The organism is Mycobacterium sp. P7213 (assembly GCF_900604305.1).
GTDB lineage: Bacteria > Actinomycetota > Actinomycetes > Mycobacteriales > Mycobacteriaceae > Mycobacterium.
The window spans coordinates 77,605-96,551 of record NZ_UWOA01000004.1; the positions used below are offsets into that span (position 1 = coordinate 77,605).

The window sequence follows — 18,947 nt, forward strand, 5'->3', positions numbered from 1 at the left end:
AACTTGACAGGCGTCAAATTTGATCCAAGTATTAGTGACCAAGTGACGGCTACCACAGCCTATCGGGCCGCTAAGGAGCGTTCGTGACCACCATCAGTACCCCGCGTTACCTGCTGGACCAGGCCAAGCGCCGGTTCACCCCGACCGTGAACACCATCCCCGGCATGGGTTTGCTCGAGAAGCGGCTGATGAACGTCGACTGGCCGCAGCGTACTTTGGCGACCCCGCCGGCGGGCAGCGGCCTCAAGCCGGTCGTGGGCGACTCCGGTCTGCCGCTGCTGGGACATATCGTCGAGATGTTCCGTCAGGGCCCCGATTTCCCGCTGCACCTGTACAACACCCGCGGCCCGGTCACGTTCGCCGACTCGCCGATCCTGCCCTCGATCGTCGCGTTGGGACCCGACGCCACCCAGACGATCTTCACCAACAAGAACAAGGACTTCTCGCAGAAGGGCTGGCTTCCGGTTATCGGGCCGTTCTTCAACCGCGGCTTGATGATGCTGGAGTTCGACGAGCACATGGCGCACCGGCGGATCATGCAGTCGGCCTTCACGCGGCCCCGGCTGGCCAGCTACGTCGAGGACATCGACCGGGTGGCTTCGGCGATCGTGGCCGACTGGCCCACCGACGACGGCCGCTTCTTGGTGTACCCGGCGATGAAGGAGCTGACTCTCGACGTCGCCTCGGTGGTGTTCATGGGCCACGAGCCGGGCAGTGACCACCAACTGGTCACCAAGGTCAACCGTGCCTTCGAGCAGACCACCCGGGCCGGCGGCGCCATCATCCGCACCGGCCTGCCCCCGTTCAAGTGGTGGCAGGGCCTGCAGGGCCGCAAGCTGCTCGAGGACTACTTCGTGGAGCGAGTCAAGGAGCGTCGCAAGGTCGAGGGCACCGACATGCTCACCGTGCTCTGTCACACCTCCGACGAGGACGGCAACAGCTTCTCCGATGCCGACATCGTCAACCACATGATCTTCTTGATGATGGCCGCCCACGACACCACCACCTCGACGGTGACCACGATGATCTACCACCTGGCCGCACACCCCGAGTGGCAGGACCGCGCCCGCGACGAGTCGACGCGGCTCGGCGACAGCCCCTTGGACATCGAGTCGCTGGAGAAGCTGGAGACCCTCGACCTGGTCATGGACGAGTCCTTGCGGCTGGTGACTCCCCTGCCGTTCAATATGCGCCAGACCGTGCGCGACACCGATCTGTTGGGCCATTACGTACCGGCCGGTACCAACGTCGTGACGTGGCCAGGGATGAACCACTGGCTGCCCGAGCTGTACACCAATCCCCGTCAGTTCGACCCGGAGCGATTCCTCGAGCCGCGGTCGGAGCACAAGAAGCACCGCTACGCCTGGGCCCCGTTCGGTGGCGGCGCGCACAAGTGCATCGGGATGGTGTTCGGACGCCTCGAGATCAAGACGGTGCTGCACCGGTTGCTGCGCCAGTACCGGATCGAGCTGTCGCATCCCGGCTACAAGCCGCGCTGGGACTACGGCGGCATGCCCATCCCGATGGACGGCATGCCGATAGTCCTGCGCCGGCTGTAGCCCCCGCGCGCCTGACACATCACCTCCTGACACGCCGGCGCCACTCGACCCGGAACTTCGCGGCGCGCCACGCTGGAGTCGGCCTTGACAGTCGTCAAGTTTGATCCAAGGATGGCGGGCAAGTGACGGGCGCCACAGCCCGTCGGGCGCCGTAAAGGAGCGTCGGTGACGACGATCAGCACGCCGCAGTACCTGATCGACCAGGCCAAGCGCCGGTTCACCCCGTCGTTCAACAACTTCCCCGGTATGGGGGCGCTGGAGAAACGGCTGTTGAACATGGAGTTCCCGGAGAAGAAGCTCGCCGAGCCGCCCCCGGGCAGTGGCCTCAAACCGGTCCTCGGCGACTCCGGGCTGCCCATCCTGGGGCACATGATCGAGATGCTGCGCGGCGGCCCTGACTACCTGATGCGCATCTATCACACGCACGGGCCACTGTTGTTCGGCGATTCGCCCGTCTTGCCCGCCGTCGCAGCACTGGGACCCGATGCGACGCAGGTCATCTACTCCAACCGCAACAAGGACTATTCGCAACAGGGCTGGGTGCCGGTAATCGGGCCGTTCTTCAACCGGGGCCTGATGCTGCTGGACTTCGAGGAACACATGTTCCATCGCCGGATCATGCAGGAGGCGTTCGTACGACCCCGCCTGGTCGGCTATGTCGAACAGATCGACCTGGTCGCCTCCCAGGTGATCGCCAACGACTGGGTCACCGACGACCCGCGCTTCCTGCTGTACCCCGCGATGAAGGAACTCACCCTCGACATCGCCGCGCTGGTGTTCATGGGGCACCAGCCCGGCACCGACCGCGAGCTGGTCACCAAGGTCAATAAGGCGTTCACCACGACGACCCGGGCCGGCAACGCAGTGATCCGAACCAGCGTGCCGCCCTTCACCTGGTGGCGTGGCCTCAAGGCGCGCGAACTCCTGGAGGCCTACTTCACCGCCCGGGTCCAGGAACACCGCGGCAAGGAAGGCAACGACCTGCTCACCGCGCTGTGCTCGGCCGAGGACGAAGACGGCAACCGGTTCTCCGACATCGACATCGTCAACCACATGATCTTTTTGATGATGGCCGCCCACGACACGTCGACGTCGACGGCCACCTCAATGGTCTATAACCTCGCGGGCAACCCGGAATGGCAGCAACGCTGCCGTGACGAATCGGATCGACTGGGCGACGGACCGCTCGACATCGAATCTCTGGAGAAGCTGGAATCGCTCGATTTGGTGATGGACGAATCGATCCGCCTGGTGACACCGGTGCAGTGGGCGATGCGCCAGGCAGTCCGCGACACCGAGCTACTGGGCTACTTCATCCCCCAGGGCACCAACGTCATCGCATACCCCGGCGTGAACCACCGTCTCCCCGAGCTATGGACGGAGCCGATGAAGTTCGACCCGGAACGGTTCACCGAGCCGCGCAGCGAGCACAAGCGGCACCGCTACGCGTTCAATCCGTTCGGCGGCGGTGCGCACAAGTGCATCGGCATGACATTCGGCCGCCTCGAAGTCAAGGCGATCTTGCACCGGCTGCTGCGACGGTACCGGCTGGAGTTGCCGCGCCCCGGATATCGGACACGCTGGGACTACGGCGGCATGCCCATTCCGGCGGACGGGATGCCGATCGTCTTGCGCCAGCTCTAGTTTGCGCCGTCGCCTTCCACTCACCGCGCAGACGTATCGCACTCCGCCGTGAGAAGCCGGTTGACGCAAGTGACAACAGCGTCCACGGCTGAGCGTCCAGCCTCGGGGGCAAACCCCACCGCCCAGGCCGTCTCGCGACCGTTGGAACCGTGGATGAACGTCGCCGTCTCGGTGCCGCAGCGGAGCTGATGGAATCCGAGGATTTCCAGCGTGATACCCCGCTCGTACAGCATCTCGGTCAGTGCGGCCAGCGGACCGTGCGCCGCTGCGGTGCACGTGCCGGTCCGATCTCCGATGGCGATTGTCGCCTGGTAAGTGCGGCCCTGGAGCCCCAGCCGTGCCGCGGGGCGATCGACGTCCAGGCAACGCCAGCGGCCCAGCCGCAGCGGTCCGGCACAACGCCCGTAGTTGGCCACAAAGCCTTCCCACGTGAGCTGTTCGCCCGGGTCGCGCAGTTCACGCGGTAGTCGGGTGTCGAATCGGTCTGCGAAGGATGTGCTGGCCATAGTGCGGTCTTTTCTGCTCGAAGAGAGCGACCGACGGGAGTAGCTTCCGACCCACAGCGGGGGGTCGGTCTGGATCAGACCCCGCTGCGGGTGCCGGCTACTACGACTGGATAACGCATGGTGTCACTCAGCCTAATCGCGCGGCCGCTGGACGCGCAACGCATTTATCGACTGGCGTCGAGATCGATATCAATTCAAGATGCGGCGGGCCACGTTGGTGGTCACCAGGTCCAGCAGTTCGTCGCTGCGACCGGCCAGGATCGTCCGGATCGCGTAGAGCGAGAAGCCTTTGGCCTGTTCAGCGGTGATCGCCGGCGGAATCGACAGTTCCTGGCGTGCGGTGACGACGTCGACGACCGCTGGTCCGTCGTAGGCGAACGCCTCGGTCAGCGCCGCTTCCAAATCGGCCGGCCGCTCCACCCGCCTACCGAACATGCCCAGCGCGGTGGCGACGGCGCCGAAGTCCGGATTCTCCAGCTCGGTACCGAAGTTGACGATGCCGGCGGCCTTCATCTCCAGTTCGACGAAGTTCAGCGACGAATTGTTGAACACGATCACCTTGACCGGCAAGCGATTCTGCGTCAAGGTCAGCAGCTCGCCGAACAGCATCGCCAGGCCACCGTCGCCGGCCAACGCGACAACCTGCCGCTTCCGATCGAAGGACTGAGCGCCGATCGCGTGCGGCAGCGCGCACGCCATGGTGCCGTGGTTGAACGATCCGATCAGTCGCCGTCGCCCGTTCATGGTCACGTACCGGGCCGCCCATACCACCGGGGACCCGACGTCGACGGTGAAAACCGCGTCAGCTGAGGCCAACCGATTAGCCACCGCGGCAACATATTCGGGACGTATCGGCGTGCGGCCTCGATCGTTGGACGCCAGCGAGTCGAGTCGCTGGCGGGTCTTGCGGTAGTGCTTGAGCGACCTTTCCAGGTGACTGCGGTCATTCTTGGGTGCCAGCAATGGCTGTAACGCGGCGACGGTGTCGGTAACCGTGCCGAGCAGCCCGAGATCGATCGGGGTGCGCCGGCCGAGGTTTCGACCGCGAATGTCGACTTGAATGATCTGCGCACGATCGGGATAGAACTGCTGGTAGGGAAAGTCGGTGCCCAGCATCAGCAACACATCGGCTTCGCGGATCGCCTTGTACCCGGACGCGAAACCCAGCAGTCCTGTCATACCGACGTCGTAGGGATTGTCGTACTCGATGTACTCCTTGCCGCGTAACGCGTGCACGATAGGCGCTGCCAAGGTGTGCGCCAACTCCATCACCTGGCCATGGGCGCCGGCAACTCCGGCACCGGCCAAAATGGTGACGTTGGCGGCCGAGTTGAGCATGGCCGCGGCCGCCCGCAACCCCTGCTCGTCGGGGTGGCATACCGATCCGGTGGGCCGCACCGGACGCGCCCCCCAGGCGGTCTCGTCGAGACGGTGACCGAAGATCTCGCCCGGCACCACCACGACGGCGACGCCGTTCTCCTCCACCGCCGCACGCATGGCCAGCTCCAAGATGCGCGGCGCCTGCTCGGGGGTGCTGACCAACTCGCAGTAGACACTGCACTCACGAAATAGGTTCTGCGGGTGGGTTTCTTGGAAATACTCGGAGCCGACCTCGGCGAGCGGGATGTGGGCAGCGATCGCCAGCACCGGCACCCGGCTGCGCTGCGCATCGAACAGGCCGTTGATCAGGTGCAGGTTGCCGGGTCCGCAACTACCGGCGCATACCGCCAAACCACCGCGCAAAGCCGCCTCCGCGGCGGCCGCGAACGCAGCGGTCTCCTCGTGGCGCACCTGTTCCCAGCCGAAGTCGCCGGCCCGGCGGATCGCATCGGTGAGCCCGTTGAGGCTGTCACCGGGTATCCCGAAGATGCGCCGCACCCCGCTGCGCTGGAGAACGGTAATGACATGGTCGGCGACGGTTGCCATTTCGCGTCTCCTAACTGGCGACCGTGCAGAGTTGTTCGGCGCCACCAGGACTTTCGCCGGACAACTCTGCACGCCCGCGCAGGGGTGTCTGTCCCCGAAACGCTACTTGATCAGCGGGTCACGGGGCATCCCCAGAATTCGCTCGGCGATCTGGTTGCGCGTCACCTCCGAGGTGCCGCCGGCGATTGCGATACCGCGCGCCCCCATCACCATCCGGCCCGCCATTGCGCCCGGCCCGTCATCCAGGGCGACGTCGGGACCCAGCAGCGCGGCTCCGATGGCCGCACCATCACCCATGTGCTCGGCCAGCTTGAGCTTGGTGACGTTGCCCTCGGGTCCGGGACCGGCGCCGGCGATGCTGCGCGCCACCCGGCGCAGGTTCAGCAGCCGCAGCGCGTGCTCGTCGGCGACGAACCGGCCGATCCGGGCCGCGGCGTCGGCCACCGAATTCCGGTGCTGCTGAGCCAGCGCGATCAGTCTCTGGTCCACCCCGGCGGTGAAGGAACCACCACCGCCGATGCTGACCCGCTCGTTGCCCAAGGTGGCGCGGGCGACCTTCCAGCCCGCGTTGACCTCCCCGACGACGTCCTCGTCGGGAACGAACACATCGTTGAAGAACACCTCGTTGAACTCCGAGCCGCCGGTGATCTGGCGCAGCGGCCGCACTTCGACGCCGGGCGCCTTCATGTCGATGATCACCATGGTGATACCGGCGTGCTTGGGGACGTCGAAGTCGGTGCGCACCGTGGCCAGGCCACGCCGGCACAGATGCGCACCGGAGGTCCACACCTTCTGGCCGTTGATCTTCCAGCCACCCTCGACCCGGGTTGCCTTGGTCTTGACCGCGGCGGCATCCGAACCGGCGGCGGGTTCGGAGAACAGCTGGCACCAGATCTCCTCCTGGCGCAGCGCCTTCTCCACGAAGCGCTCGATCTGCCAGTCGGTGCCCTGCTGAATGAGCGTCAGGATCACCCAGCCGGTGATCGAGTAGTCGGGCCGTTGGATGCCCGCGGCGCTGAACTCCTGCTCGATCACCAACTGCTCGACGGCGTCGGCGGCCCGGCCCCACGGCTTGGGCCAGTGCGGCATGACATAGCCGGTCGCGATCAGCTTGTCCAGCTGGTCTTCGGCGCCCAACTCCGCGATCTCGGCCGCGTCGGCATGGATTCGGGTGCGCAACTCCTCTGCCTCGGGCGGCAGGTCCAGGCTGTTGGCCCGGGTGATGCCGGCCGCGGCGCTCTCGAAGACCGCCAGCGCCGGCGCGTCGCCGCCGAACAGCGCCTGCACCGTCAAGGCCCGACGCAGCTGCAGGTGGGCGTCGTGCTCCCAGGTGTAGCCGATACCGCCGTGCACCTGGATGTTGAGCTCGGCGTTGCGCACGTAGGCGGGGAAGGCCAGCGTGGCGGCCACCGCGGCGGCCAACCGGAAGGCGTACTCGTCCTCTCCGTCAGCCCGGGCGGCGTCCCAGACCGCGGCGACCGCCGACTCGGCAGCGACCAGCATGTTGGCGCAGTGGTGCTTGATGGCCTGGAAGGTGGCGATGGTGCGGCCGAACTGTTCGCGCACCTTGGCGTACTCGACCGCCGAATCGGTGCAATCGGCCGCACCGCCGACTGCTTCGGCGGCCAGCAGCACCCGGGCGCGCGCCAGCGCGGACTCACGCCCTCCGGCCAGGACGTCGTCGGCGCTGACTCCGACACCGGTCAGCGTCACGCGCCCGGACCGGCGGGTGGGGTCGAGGTTGCCGGGCACGTCGACGTTGACCCCGGCACGGTCGCGCTCGAGCACCAGGACGTCCTCGCCGGCGGCCACCAGCAGCAGATCGGCCAGGCCCGCGCCCAGCACCACCCCGGCGTCACCGGAGGCCACACCGCCGTCCAGGACGATGTCGCCGGCCAGGCCCACTCCGGCGGTGACCGAACCGTCGATCAGGCCGGGCAGCAGGCGGGCCTGCTGCTCGGGGCTGCCGGCCGCGGCGATCACCGCGGAGGCGATGACGGTCGGGACGAACGGACCCGGGGCCACTGCGCGGCCCAGCTCCTCGATCACCACCACCAACTCGGGCAGGCCGAAACCGGAGCCGCCGTATTCCTCGCCGATATGCAGGCCCAGCCAGCCCAGGGACGCCAGTTCGGTCCAGAACGGGGGCCGAGTCTCCTCGGCGGCGTCCAGCAGCGCACGGGCCTCCGAGCGGGCCTTCTGTGCGGTCAAGAATCCGCGGGCCACCTCGGCAAGTTCGCGGTGGTCGTCGGTCAATCCAATGCCCATGGGGAATCTCCTGGCTTTCGTTTACTTGGGGGCGAACCGCTGCCCGGCGTCGAGCCGCAGGCATTGTCCGTTGAGCATCGGGTTGTCGACGACTGCGGCAACCAACTTGGCGAACTCCTCGGGCCGGCCCAGGCGCTTGGGGAACGCAGCGTCGCGGGTCAGGGCACTGGCGAACTCCTCGGGAATGCCCTTGGTCAGGCCGGTGGCGAACAGGCTCGGCGCGATCGCCAACGCCCGGATGCCCACCGAACCGAGGTCGCGAGCCATGGTCAGGGCCATACCGGCCACACCCGCCTTGGCGGCGGTGTAGGCGACCTGGCCGATCTGGCCCTCGAAGGCCGCGATCGACGCCGTGTTGATGATGACACCGCGTTCTTCGTCTTCGGGCTCGTTGGTGCTCATGTGCGCGGCGGCCAGCCGGTTGATGTTGAACGTGGCGATCAGGTTCAGGTCGATCACCGCACGGAAGGACTCCAGGTCGTGCGGGCCGGACTTGCTCAAAGTGCGTTTGGCGATACCCCCGCCGGCCGTGGTGACGATGACGTGCAGCCCGCCCAGGCCCTCGACCGCCGCGGCCAGAGTCTTCTCGGTGGCGTCGAAGTCGGTGATGTCCACCGGATAGAAGGCACCGCCGAAGCCGTCTGCGACTTGCTTGCCCTCCGAGCCTTCCCGGTCGAGCACCGCGACATCTGCCCCGCCGGCAGCCAGCAGCTCCGCGGTGGCGCGGCCCATCCCAGAGGCCCCGCCGACGATGATGACCTTCTTACCGTTGATATCCATGCAGACCCCTTCGCCGCCGTTACTGGAAATCTAGTAGTTGAGAATCTAGGACAAGTTATCGTTCCGCTCGGAAACCGCTGCCCCTCGGGCATCGGAGAAGGCCCCCGAGGAGGTACTTGTGGCCGCACCGACGGCGACAGAGGTAGTCGAGCGACACGACGGACCGGTGACCTATGTGCACACCGACCCCGAGCTGCCCGCAGTGGCGGTCATCGATCGCTCGCCGATCTCCGCACGGCACAAGGTCGTGTTCGGTGCGCTTGCGGTCGCGGGGGCGGTGGCGTGGGCATCGATCGCGTTCGCCCGCGGCGAGTCGGTGAACGCGGTGTGGTTCGTGATCGCCGCGGTCTGCACCTACACCATCGGATTCCGTTTCTACGCAAGGTTTATCGAGCGCAAGATCGTGCGCCCCCGCGATGACCACGCCACGCCGGCGGAGATCTTCGAGGACGGTACCGACTATCTGCCGACCGATCGGCGGGTGCTGTTCGGCCACCACTTCGCGGCGATCGCCGGCGCAGGTCCGCTGGTCGGCCCGGTGCTGGCCACTCAGATGGGCTACCTGCCGGGGACCATCTGGATCATCATCGGCGCAGTGGTGGCCGGTTGTGTACAGGACTACCTGGTGTTGTGGTGCTCGGTGCGCCGACGGGGCCGCTCCTTGGGACAGATGGCCCGCGAGGAACTGGGCGTCGTCGGCGGTGCGGCCGCGATCATCGGCGTGCTGGTCATCATGGTGATCCTGATCGCGGTGCTTGCGCTGATCGTGGTGCGGGCGTTGGCGGTCAGTCCTTGGGGCGTGTTCTCCATCGCGATGACCATTCCGATCGCCCTGTTCATGGGGTTCTACCTGCGATTCTTGCGGCCGGGCCGGGTGTCCGAGGTGTCCCTGATCGGCATCGTGGCTCTGCTGGGTGCCGTCGCATCGGGCAAGTGGGTCGCCGAAACCTCTTGGGGTGTCGCATGGTTCACGCTGTCCCCGGTGACGTTGTCCTGGTGCATCATCGGCTACGGCTTCGCCGCCTCGGTGCTGCCGGTGTGGCTGCTGCTCGCACCGCGTGACTACCTGTCCACGTTCATGAAGGTCGGCACCATCATCCTGCTGGCCGTCGGCATCCTGATCGCCCGGCCGCTGATGGCGGCGCCTGCCGTCTCGGAGTTCGCCCGCACCGGCGAAGGACCGGTGTTCGCGGGGTCGCTGTTCCCGTTCCTGTTCATCACGATCGCCTGTGGCGCGCTGTCGGGATTCCATTCGCTGATCGCCTCGGGTACCACCCCGAAACTGCTGGAAAAAGAGAGCCAGATGCGCCTGATCGGCTACGGGGGCATGCTCACCGAGTCTTTCGTGGCGGTGATGGCGCTGATCACCGCGTCGATTCTGGACCAGCACCTGTTCTTCACCCTCAACGCCCCGGTCGCCGCGACCGGCGGTAGCGCCGAGAGCGCCGCCGCTTACGTCAACGGGCTCGGGCTCGGCGGGTCCCCGGCGACCGCCGACCAGATCACCGAGGCCGCCACGTCGGTCGGCGAACAGTCGATCGTGTCGCGTACCGGCGGGGCCCCCACCCTGGCGCTGGGCATGGCCGATGTGTTGGGGCGGGTGTTCGGCGGACCGGGCCTGAAGGCCTTCTGGTACCACTTCGCGATCATGTTCGAGGCGCTGTTCATCCTGACCACCGTGGACGCCGGCACCCGGGTGGCCCGATTCATGCTCGGCGACGCGTTGAGCAACCTGGGCGGACCGCTGCGCCGGCTGTCCAACCCGAGTTGGCGGATCGGGGCGTGGGTTTGCAGTCTGGCCGTGGTCGCCGGGTGGGGTTCGATCCTGTTGATGGGCGTCACCGATCCGCTCGGCGGAATCAACACCCTTTTCCCGCTGTTCGGTATCGCCAACCAGTTGCTGGCCGCGATCGCGCTGACCGTAGTGACGGTGATCGTGATCAAGAAGGGACAGGGGAAATCAGGCCTGAAATGGGCGCTGATTCCGGGCATTCCGCTGCTGTGGGATCTGGCCGTCACCATGACGGCCTCGTGGCAGAAGATCTTCTCGGGCGATCCTCGGGTGGGCTACTGGACGCAGCACTTCGCCTATCGGGCCGCCGAACGGGCCGGCGAGACGTCGTTCGGATCTGCGGCCAACGCGGCGCAGCTGCACGATGTCGTCCGCAACACTTTCATCCAGGGCACCTTGTCGATCGTGTTCGCCTCGGTGGTGGCGGTGGTGGTGGTGGCCGGAATCATGGTGTCGATTCGGGCCGTTCGCGGAACAGCGTCGACCTCCGAGCCGCCACCGGTGCCGTCGAAGCGATTCGCGCCTGCCGGGCTGACCCCCACGGCGGCCGAACGAAAGGTGCAGGCGCAATGGGACGCCCGCTGCACGGGTTAGCGCGCGCCGCTCGCCACATYGGCTGGTACTGGGCATCACTGTTGGGCGACAACCACTACCACCGCTACCTGGAGTACCGCCGCCGCGCTCATCCCGGCGAACCGGTGCTCTCCGAGCGCGACTACTGGCGGCACCGTCACGACGGCGATCCGGGGGCGCGCTGCTGTTGACAGCGGCGCCGGGCCGTGTCCAAACCTTAATGAAGCCTTGACCGACTCGTGGGCATGTACGAGCGGCTTATCGACGCGAATCTCCCTACCATCAACGGCAACAGCCCAAGGTAGGAAGATCGGGAAGGTATGCCGACGATGTGGACATCGGTGCGCTCAGCAATGGTGGTGATCGGGGTCGCGGTCACAACGCTCGTGACGCCGCCCGGAACAAGTTCGGCCGCGGCCAGCCAGCCGCCCGGCGCGGGGATCGCATCGATCCAGCCGGCGTCGGGTGCTGTCGTCGGCGTGGCGCACCCGGTCGTGGTGACCTTCTCCGCACCGGTGATCGACCGCCGGGCCGCCGAGCGCACCATCGCGGTGCGGTCCAACCCGCCGATGACCGGAACGTTCGACTGGGTCGACGACACCGAAGTGCAGTGGGTCCCCGACCACTACTGGCCGGCACACAGTGCGGTGGCACTGTCGGTGGGCAAGCTCTCTGTCGATTTCAGCACGGGCGCAAAGGTTGTCGGCGTCGCCAGCATCTCCGCGCACACCTTTACCGTGACGGTTGACGGCGACGAGGCCGGCCCGTTGCCCACGCCGCACCACCGCCCGCACTGGGGCGAAGACGGCGTCATGCCCGCCACCATGGGCAAGACCGAATACGAGACGCCGACGGGTAACTACACCGTGCTGGGCAAGGACCGCAAGGTCCTGATGGACTCCAGCAGCGTGGGGATCCCGATCGACTCCGCAGAGGGCTACCGCTTCGAGGTCGAACAGGCGGTACGCATCACCCGACGCGGGCTCTACATCCACGCCGCACCCTGGGCGCTGCGCTCCCTGGGCCTGGAGAACGTCAGCCACGGCTGTGTCGGCCTGAGCCCCACCGATGCGGAGTGGTACTTCGACCGGGTCAACATCGGCGACCCGGTGATCATCAAGGAGTGACGCGGGCCGCTGGGCGTCCGCTAGGACGTCCCAGCGCTGCCGAATTCCACTGGCATGGCGTCGATACCGTTGATCCAGGGCAGCACCGACCGTGACGGGCGATCCAGCTGGTGGATGTCGGGAATGATGTCTGCCAGCGCACCGAAGATCAGGTTGATCTGCATCCGGGCGAGATTGGCCCCTATGCAGTAGTGCGCTCCCGGGGCACCGAAACCCAAGTGCGGGTTGGGGCTTCGCCGGATGTCGAACCTGAACGGGTCGTCGAATACCTCGTCGTCGTAGTTGGCCGAGCCGTAGAACATGCCGACCCGCTGGCCTTTGCGGATCTGCACTCCGCCGAGTTCGACGTCGCGTAACGCCGTGCGCTGGAAGGAGATGATCGGCGTCGCCCAGCGCACCACTTCTTCGGCCATGGTGGTGGGGCGTTCCTCGACGAACAACCGCCACTGATCGGGGTGGTCGAAAAACGCCAGCATCCCCTGCGAGGTGGCATTGCGGGTGGTCTCGTTGCCGGCCACCATCAACATCATCACGTAGTAGCCGAATTCCAGCGCAGTCAGCTCCTCACCGTCGATGGTCGCGGTCACCAGGGCCGTCGCGATGTCGTCGCGCGGGTGCGCCTTGCGGTCTTCGGCCATCTGATAGGCATAGCCCAACAGTTCGGCGGAGGCTTGGATTCCGTCGGCTCCGGCTTCCGGTTCACCGTTGCCCCCGCCCACCAGCCGGTTGCTCCAGTCGAAGACCTGCTGGCGCTCGTCTGCGGGGACACCGATCAACTCGCAGATGGTCGCCAACGGCAGCTGCGAGGCCACCTCGGTGACGAAGTCACCGGTGTTGTGCTCGGCGGCGGCGGTGACGATCTCTCTGGCTTGGCGGTCAAGCGAATCTCGCATGCCGGCCACCACTCGGGGCGTGAAACCCCGGGAGACGATCCGGCGCAGCTTGGCGTGCTTGGGCCCGTCGAGAAACAGCATGATGTTGTCGCGGCTGGCGTCGTGGAGTTCTTGATTGTTGGTGGTGTTCGTCCGGATAAGCGAGGTGTTCTCGTGCGAGGAGAACACCTCGTCCTGCAACGAGACCGCCCGTACGTCGGCGTGCTTGGTCACGACCCAGTAGCCCTCATCCGGGTAGCCGGACGCGCCGAAGGGTTGTGCGTTCCACCAGATCGGCCGTGTTTTGCGCAGCAGGGCGAATTCCTCGTGCGGGATCCGCTCGCCGATGAGGGCGGGGTCGGTGAAGTCGAACCCCTCCGGCAGCAGGTGCTGTGTCTCGGTCATCGTGCTCCCTCTCGCTCTACCAGCGGTTGCCACGCCAAACGCTCCCCGGTGCTGTTGATGTAGCCGCCCGACGGGGCAGCGAAATGCGATCCGAGCAGCAGCGCCCGCTCGTCGGCGACGCGGCGCAGCAGGTCCAGCCGGCTGGCGCGTGCGGCACTCGGGTCGGCGTCGGGCCGGGCACCGATCTCGGGGTCGCCGATCTGGACCGGATGGTGCACGACGTCGCCGCTGATGTAGGCCACCGCTCCGGCGGATTCGATGCGCACCGACACGTGACCAGGGGTGTGGCCCGCGGTGGCGACGAGCCGGACCGTCTCGGTCAGCTGATGATCCGGCCCGACCAGCCGAAGCTTGCCGTGCTGCGCCAGCGGCGCAACGCATTCCGGCGCCACCCGGTCCTCACCGGTGCATGCGCTCCAGTGCGCGTGCTCGGCCGCGGTCACCAGGTAGTCGGCACCGGCGAATCTCGGCACCCACTGCCCACCCTGCTCCACGGTGTTGCCACCGGCGTGGTCGCGGTGCAGATGCGTGCACACCACCGCGGTGATGTCGCCGGGAGCGAATCCGGTAGCCGCCAGCGAGTCCTCGAAGAGGTCCGCAATGTTGCGGGTCCGCAGGAAGCTTTCGGCGAAGCAGGTGTCGACCAGCACGCACGATGACTCAGCCGCGATCAGATAGGACTGGATCGCCATCAAGATGTTGCCCGCGGCGTCGCAGTAGTCCGCCAGCGAACCTTCTAGGAAACGCTCGGATGCCGCCGTGAACAACACGGAAGGTGGGATCGGTATGACCGCCTGCAGGACCGCATGGATGTCAACGTCGCCGACAGTCCAGTGCTGCACGCCATGGTCCCCTTCTCGCAGCGCGATCGTATGCCACGAATCATTTGGAAGTGAGCGATTCGAGCAAGCCGGGACAGGGGCTTGGTCTGGCACACTCGACGCGTGGCAGCTCCCACCGTTCGCTTCCGGCGGCTCGCCGAACAGGTCGCCGACGAGCTTCGCCGGCGCATCCTGGCCGGCGAGCTGACCGACGATCACGTACTCCCCAAAGAGGACGAACTCCTGGTCGAGTTCGCCATCAGCAAGCCGTCTCTGCGCGAGGCCATGCGCATCCTCGAAGCCGAGGGACTGCTCACCGTGCGCCGCGGCAAACGGGGCGGCGCGGTGATCCATCGACCCACTCCAGCAAATGTCGCCTACACCATGGGCCTGGTATTGGGATCGCAACAGGTCACTCTCGCCGACGTCGGGACCGCGCTCCTCCAGGTCGAACCGGCCTGCGCGGCACTGTGCGCGGGGCGGCCGGACCGCAAGAGCACGGTGGTGCCCATTCTGCGCCGGTTGCACGAGGAATCGGTGGCCGCGGTCGACGACCTGCAGAAGGCCACCTCTGCCAGCCGCCGCTACCACGAAGCCCTGGTCACCCACTGCGGCAATGCCACCATGCTCGTCATGGCGGGCGCGCTCGAAGCCCTGTGGTCGGCTCACGAGCAAAGCTGGTCCAGCCAGGTCACCGACCATTCAACGGTGCCCGTTCCCGAGCGGCGCGCCGTCTTGGAGGACCACCGTCAGGTGATCGACGCCATCGATGTCGGCGATGCCCAGCGCGCCCGAGACCTCGCCGCAGCACACCTGCTGCACGCCCAGCACTACCCCGGTCGCTCCGGGATCGTCGATCCCGCCATGGTCCGGCCCCGGGGGCTTCCCAGCGCCGGGGACCCGCAGTTCTGAGGAACTTACCGACTCCGTTGACGGGGCCCCTTATTTCCATATGATTTGTCCATGACGGAGTCCGTCGACCTCGAGTGCGCCCGTCCCGGCGGCTCGGCGGTCTGGTCGCCGTCGGTGGTTCCGCCGATCGGCGTCGAGCTGAGCAACACCCAGGCGCTGGCCATCGCGTTTCGCCATCTCGCCGATATCGGCTTCGCCGAGAACCTGGCCGGCCACATCACCTGGCAGCCCCCTGGCCAGACCGACATGCTGGTCAATCCGTGGGGCCTGTGGTGGGCCGAACTCACCGCCTCCGACATCTGCACCGTCGATGAGAACGGCGGAATCCTCACGGGCCGCTGGGATGTCACGCCCGCCATTCATATCCACACCGAACTGCACCGCTCCCGCCCCGACGCACGTGTGGTGGTCCACAACCACCCCTACTACGTGAGCCTGTTGGCGTCGCTGCAGACGCTGCCCGACCTGGTCCACCAGACCGGCTCGCTGTTCCTCGATGACCTGTGCTTCGTCGAGGACTACGACGGCGAGGTGGACACCGTTTCGCGGGCCCGGGATCTGGCCGAGCGCATCGGCAACGCGAACCTGGCGATCCTGGCTTCGCACGGAGTGATCGCCACCGGACGGACCCTGGCAGAGGCGGTCTACCGGTCGGCCACCATCGAGCGGGTGTGCAAGCTGGCCTATCACGTCATGTTGACCGGCCGGACGCCCACGCCGATGAAGCGATCCGACATGGCCGGGATGCAGGCGTCGTTGATCGAACGCGCCGCCGACGTGTACTGGGCCGGCGCGGCCCGCATGACCATCAAGGCCGACCGGCATGTGCTCGACTGAGCCCCCACGGCGACCCGCTTCGCCCGACTCCACCGCGCTTGCGATCGCCTGGCCCGAAAACGAGGTTCATGGGTGAAATCGATCGACGAGCTCAGCTCCGACCTGAGCTTCACCACCGCCAAGGCCGGGGCGGAACGCACCGTGACCTTCCTGCCCGAACCGCCACGCGCACAACGGCGCTACACGGTGATCTCAGTGGACGACCACATCGTCGAACCGCCGGACACCTTCCTCGGCCGAGTGCCGCGCAAGCTGGCAGACCGGGCGCCGCGGGTGGTCGAGACCGACACCGGCGGCCAGACCTGGATGTATGACGGCCAATCGCTGCCCAACGTCGGGTTCAACGCCGTCGTGGGGCGTCCGGTGTCGGAGTACGGCTTCGAGCCGGCCAGATTCGACGAGATGCGCCGCGGCGCCTGGGATATTCACGCACGCATCAAGGACATGGACCTCAACGGCGTCTACGCCTCACTGAACTTTCCCTCCTTCCTACCCGGGTTCGCCGGCCAGCGCCTGCAGTTGACCACCGGCGACCGGGACCTGGCGCTGGCCTCGGTGCGGGCATGGAACGACTGGCACCATGAGGTGTGGGCCGGCTCCTACCCCGCCCGCATCATCGGCTGTCAGCTGCCCTGGCTGCTGGATCCCGAGGTCGGCGCTGCCATGATCTACGAGAACGCCGAACGAGGCTTTCGCGCCGTCACCTTCAGCGAGAATCCGGCCATGTTGGGGCTGCCGACCATTCACTCCGGGCATTGGGATCCGATGATCGCCGCCTGCGCGGAAACCGGCACCGTGATCAATCTGCACATCGGTTCGTCGGGTACCTCGCCGTCGACCACCGATGACGCGCCGCCCGACGTGGCGGGCGTCCTGTTCTTCGCCTACGCCATCTCCGCGGCGGTCGACTGGCTGTACTCCGGGTTGCCCAGCCGCTTCCCCGAATTGAAGATCTGTCTGTCCGAGGGCGGGATCGGCTGGGTCGCAGGGTTGTTGGACCGTCTCGACCACATGCTGAGCTACCACGACATGTACGGAACGTGGAAGGCGCTGGGCGAGAAGCTCTCCCCCGCCGAGGTGCTGCAGCGCAACTTCTGGTTCTGCGCGGTCGAGGATCAGTCGTCGTTCTGCCAGCACGAGCGCATCGGGACCGACCACATCCTGCTGGAAGCCGACTACCCGCACTGCGACTCGACATGGCCGAACACCCAGCGGGTGATCCACGAGGAGATCGGCACCCTGCCACCCGACGTAATCCGGAAGTTGACCTGGGAGAACGCCTCTCGCCTCTATCAACATCCGGTTCCCGAGGCGGTCCAGCACAACCCGGACGCGTTCTGAAGGTGGCCGCCTCCACGTCACCCCTGCGTATCGCGGTACTCGATGACTACCAGGGCATCGCCGACACGGTGGACTGGTCGCCCATCCCCCGGCCCGTGGATCTGCGGGCGATCCGCGAACACCACGCTCCCGGTGACGAACTGGTGGCCCACCTAGCCGACTGCGAGGTGGTGGTGGCGATGCGCGAACGCACGCCGATCGGCGCCGATCTGCTGTCCCGGCTGCCGGCGTTGAAGTTGCTGGTCACCACCGGGCCGTTCAACGCCGCCATCGACGTGGCCGCGGCCCACCGGCTCGGCATCACGGTGTGTGGGACGGGCGGCGCCATCACGCCGACTGTCGAACTCACCTGGGCGTTGATCCACGCCCTGCAACGTCATCTGCTCGTCGAGGACGCGGCGCTGCGGGCCGGGCGGTGGCAGCTGACCGTCGGCGCTGATCTGGCCGGTGCGACGCTCGGACTGGTGGGGCTGGGCCGCATCGGCCGGCTGGTCGCATCGGTGGGCCACGCCTACGGCATGCGGGTGACGGCGTGGAGCCCACACCTGACCCCAGCGCGGGCCGCCGAGGCGCAGGCGCAGTTGGTGGACCGGCGCCGTCTGTTCGAGAGCGCCGACGTGGTATCGATCCACATGGTGCTCTCCGAGACGACCCGCGGCCTCGTCGGCCGCGCCGAGCTGGCGGCGATGAAATCCAGCGCGATCCTGGTCAACACCTCACGCGGCGGGTTGATCGATGAGGCGGCACTGATCGACGCACTGCGCACCCACCGGATCCGGGGGGCGGGCCTCGACGTCTACGACCAGGAGCCGCTGCCGGCCGGGCACCCGCTGACCACGCTGGACAACACCGTGCTGACCCCGCACCTGGGCTACGTGACCGAGAACTGCATGAACGTGTTTTATCGCGATATCGTCGACGACATCGCCGCTTACTGCGCCGGTACGCCACGTCGGCTGGTGAAACCGTAATCGCACCGTTCACACCGTTTCGAATAACAGCCTTTCGTAACAGTCCAGTCGCATTGAAATAACGGTTCTACAAATAAATTATCGTCGCACGATTTCGCAATGCCGCCGCAACAGAAAAGGTCCGCGAACACAAAGTTCGCGGACCCTTTTCTGGCACGTGCTATTTAGTGCCGCCAGCCAGACCGATCGGGGCGCTGATGGCGTCTGTCATCAATCCCGCGATCGGACTCGCCGCAGCGGCTCCGGCCGGCCCCGGCGCCACCAGCGGTACGGGCGGCGGCAATCCGGGGACCACCGGAATCGGGGCGATCGGGATCGGAGCCACCGGTCCAGGCAACCCCATCGGCACAGGACCAGCAAGAGTGGTCAGGTCAGCCGCAGCTGGCCCACAAGGCACCCCGGCCGCAGCCGCCAATGTCGCGTCGGCCGGCGCGGCAACCGGCGCGGCACCAGGCGCCGCCCCCTCGGCGGAGGAGAGAGCGACCACGCCACCCGCACACACCGGCCCCCCAAGGGGCAGGTGCACGACGGGAACAGCGCCCGCCTGACCGCTGAGAATCAACCCGCTTGCATAAAAGCCGATACCGGCGAATATCGCTTTACCGAGTCTCCC

Annotated in this window: 16 protein-coding genes; 9 read left to right on the forward strand and 7 right to left on the reverse strand. The window is 66.8% G+C overall.

Features of this window, described 5'->3' with window-relative positions:
• Positions 1–83 precede the first annotated feature (83 nt).
• Both EJK91_RS02860 and EJK91_RS02865 read left to right on the forward strand, forming a co-directional pair.
• Positions 84–1,559, forward strand: a complete 1,476-nt coding sequence (locus EJK91_RS02860) for a cytochrome P450 (protein ID WP_024440257.1) — start codon at positions 84–86, stop codon at positions 1,557–1,559.
• A 165-nt stretch (positions 1,560–1,724) separates the two neighbouring features.
• A complete protein-coding gene (locus tag EJK91_RS02865; protein WP_024440258.1) occupies positions 1,725–3,203 on the forward strand; it encodes a cytochrome P450 in 1,479 nt (492 codons plus the stop codon).
• A 20-nt stretch (positions 3,204–3,223) separates the two neighbouring features.
• Here the strand turns inward: EJK91_RS02865 and EJK91_RS02870 are convergent, their stop codons facing one another.
• From EJK91_RS02870 to EJK91_RS02885, 4 genes are all read right to left on the reverse strand, one after another.
• Positions 3,224–3,709 carry a homocitrate synthase gene (locus EJK91_RS02870; protein WP_024440259.1) on the reverse strand — a complete coding sequence of 162 codons (486 nt, stop codon included), beginning with the start codon at positions 3,707–3,709 and terminating at the stop codon, positions 3,224–3,226.
• Between the two features lie 189 nt (positions 3,710–3,898).
• Positions 3,899–5,635 (reverse strand): ubiquinone-dependent pyruvate dehydrogenase, encoded by a 1,737-nt coding sequence (gene poxB / locus EJK91_RS02875; protein WP_125078209.1) that lies wholly within the window; start codon positions 5,633–5,635, stop codon positions 3,899–3,901.
• A gap of 102 nt (positions 5,636–5,737) precedes the next feature.
• Positions 5,738–7,903: an acyl-CoA dehydrogenase gene (locus EJK91_RS02880; protein ID WP_125078210.1), complete on the reverse strand. Its 2,166-nt coding sequence runs from the start codon at positions 7,901–7,903 to the stop codon at positions 5,738–5,740.
• A gap of 21 nt (positions 7,904–7,924) precedes the next feature.
• Complete coding sequence (locus tag EJK91_RS02885; protein WP_024440262.1) at positions 7,925–8,683, reverse strand: SDR family NAD(P)-dependent oxidoreductase; 759 nt, start codon at positions 8,681–8,683, stop codon at positions 7,925–7,927.
• Between the two features lie 118 nt (positions 8,684–8,801).
• On the opposite strand from EJK91_RS02885, the gene EJK91_RS02890 reads away from it, so the two are divergent.
• From EJK91_RS02890 to EJK91_RS02900, 3 genes are all read left to right on the forward strand, one after another.
• Positions 8,802–11,069, forward strand: coding sequence for a carbon starvation CstA family protein (locus EJK91_RS02890; protein ID WP_125078211.1), 2,268 nt, complete (start codon positions 8,802–8,804; stop codon positions 11,067–11,069).
• Positions 11,045–11,239, forward strand: coding sequence for a YbdD/YjiX family protein (locus EJK91_RS02895; protein WP_024440264.1), 195 nt, complete (start codon positions 11,045–11,047; stop codon positions 11,237–11,239). Before EJK91_RS02890 ends, EJK91_RS02895 begins: the two co-directional genes overlap by 25 nt.
• Before the next feature lie 138 nt (positions 11,240–11,377).
• On the forward strand, positions 11,378–12,175 hold the full coding sequence (locus tag EJK91_RS02900; RefSeq protein WP_024440265.1) for a L,D-transpeptidase: 798 nt from the start codon (positions 11,378–11,380) through the stop codon (positions 12,173–12,175).
• Between the two features lie 20 nt (positions 12,176–12,195).
• On the opposite strand, the gene EJK91_RS02905 is transcribed toward EJK91_RS02900, so the two are convergent.
• Both EJK91_RS02905 and EJK91_RS02910 read right to left on the reverse strand, forming a co-directional pair.
• A complete protein-coding gene (locus EJK91_RS02905) occupies positions 12,196–13,452 on the reverse strand; it encodes a cytochrome P450 (protein WP_024440266.1) in 1,257 nt (418 codons plus the stop codon).
• Positions 13,449–14,294, reverse strand: a complete 846-nt coding sequence (locus EJK91_RS02910) for an MBL fold metallo-hydrolase (protein ID WP_024440267.1) — start codon at positions 14,292–14,294, stop codon at positions 13,449–13,451. Before EJK91_RS02910 ends, EJK91_RS02905 begins: the two co-directional genes overlap by 4 nt.
• Before the next feature lie 102 nt (positions 14,295–14,396).
• Between EJK91_RS02910 and EJK91_RS02915 the strand changes: the two genes are divergently transcribed.
• The 4 genes from EJK91_RS02915 (at position 14,397) to EJK91_RS02930 (ending at position 18,334) form a co-directional block, all read left to right on the forward strand.
• Positions 14,397–15,185, forward strand: a complete 789-nt coding sequence (locus tag EJK91_RS02915; RefSeq protein WP_024440268.1) for a FadR/GntR family transcriptional regulator — start codon at positions 14,397–14,399, stop codon at positions 15,183–15,185.
• A 51-nt stretch (positions 15,186–15,236) separates the two neighbouring features.
• Positions 15,237–16,022, forward strand: coding sequence for a class II aldolase/adducin family protein (locus EJK91_RS02920; protein ID WP_024440269.1), 786 nt, complete (start codon positions 15,237–15,239; stop codon positions 16,020–16,022).
• A gap of 72 nt (positions 16,023–16,094) precedes the next feature.
• Positions 16,095–17,363 carry an amidohydrolase family protein gene (locus EJK91_RS02925; RefSeq protein WP_024440270.1) on the forward strand — a complete coding sequence of 423 codons (1,269 nt, stop codon included), beginning with the start codon at positions 16,095–16,097 and terminating at the stop codon, positions 17,361–17,363.
• Positions 17,364–17,365: 2 nt separating this feature from the next.
• On the forward strand, positions 17,366–18,334 hold the full coding sequence (locus EJK91_RS02930) for a D-2-hydroxyacid dehydrogenase family protein (RefSeq protein ID WP_196805086.1): 969 nt from the start codon (positions 17,366–17,368) through the stop codon (positions 18,332–18,334).
• A gap of 160 nt (positions 18,335–18,494) precedes the next feature.
• Here the strand turns inward: EJK91_RS02930 and EJK91_RS21630 are convergent, their stop codons facing one another.
• A complete protein-coding gene (locus EJK91_RS21630) occupies positions 18,495–18,659 on the reverse strand; it encodes a hypothetical protein (protein ID WP_164517865.1) in 165 nt (54 codons plus the stop codon).
• Between the last annotated feature and the right edge of the window lie 288 nt (positions 18,660–18,947).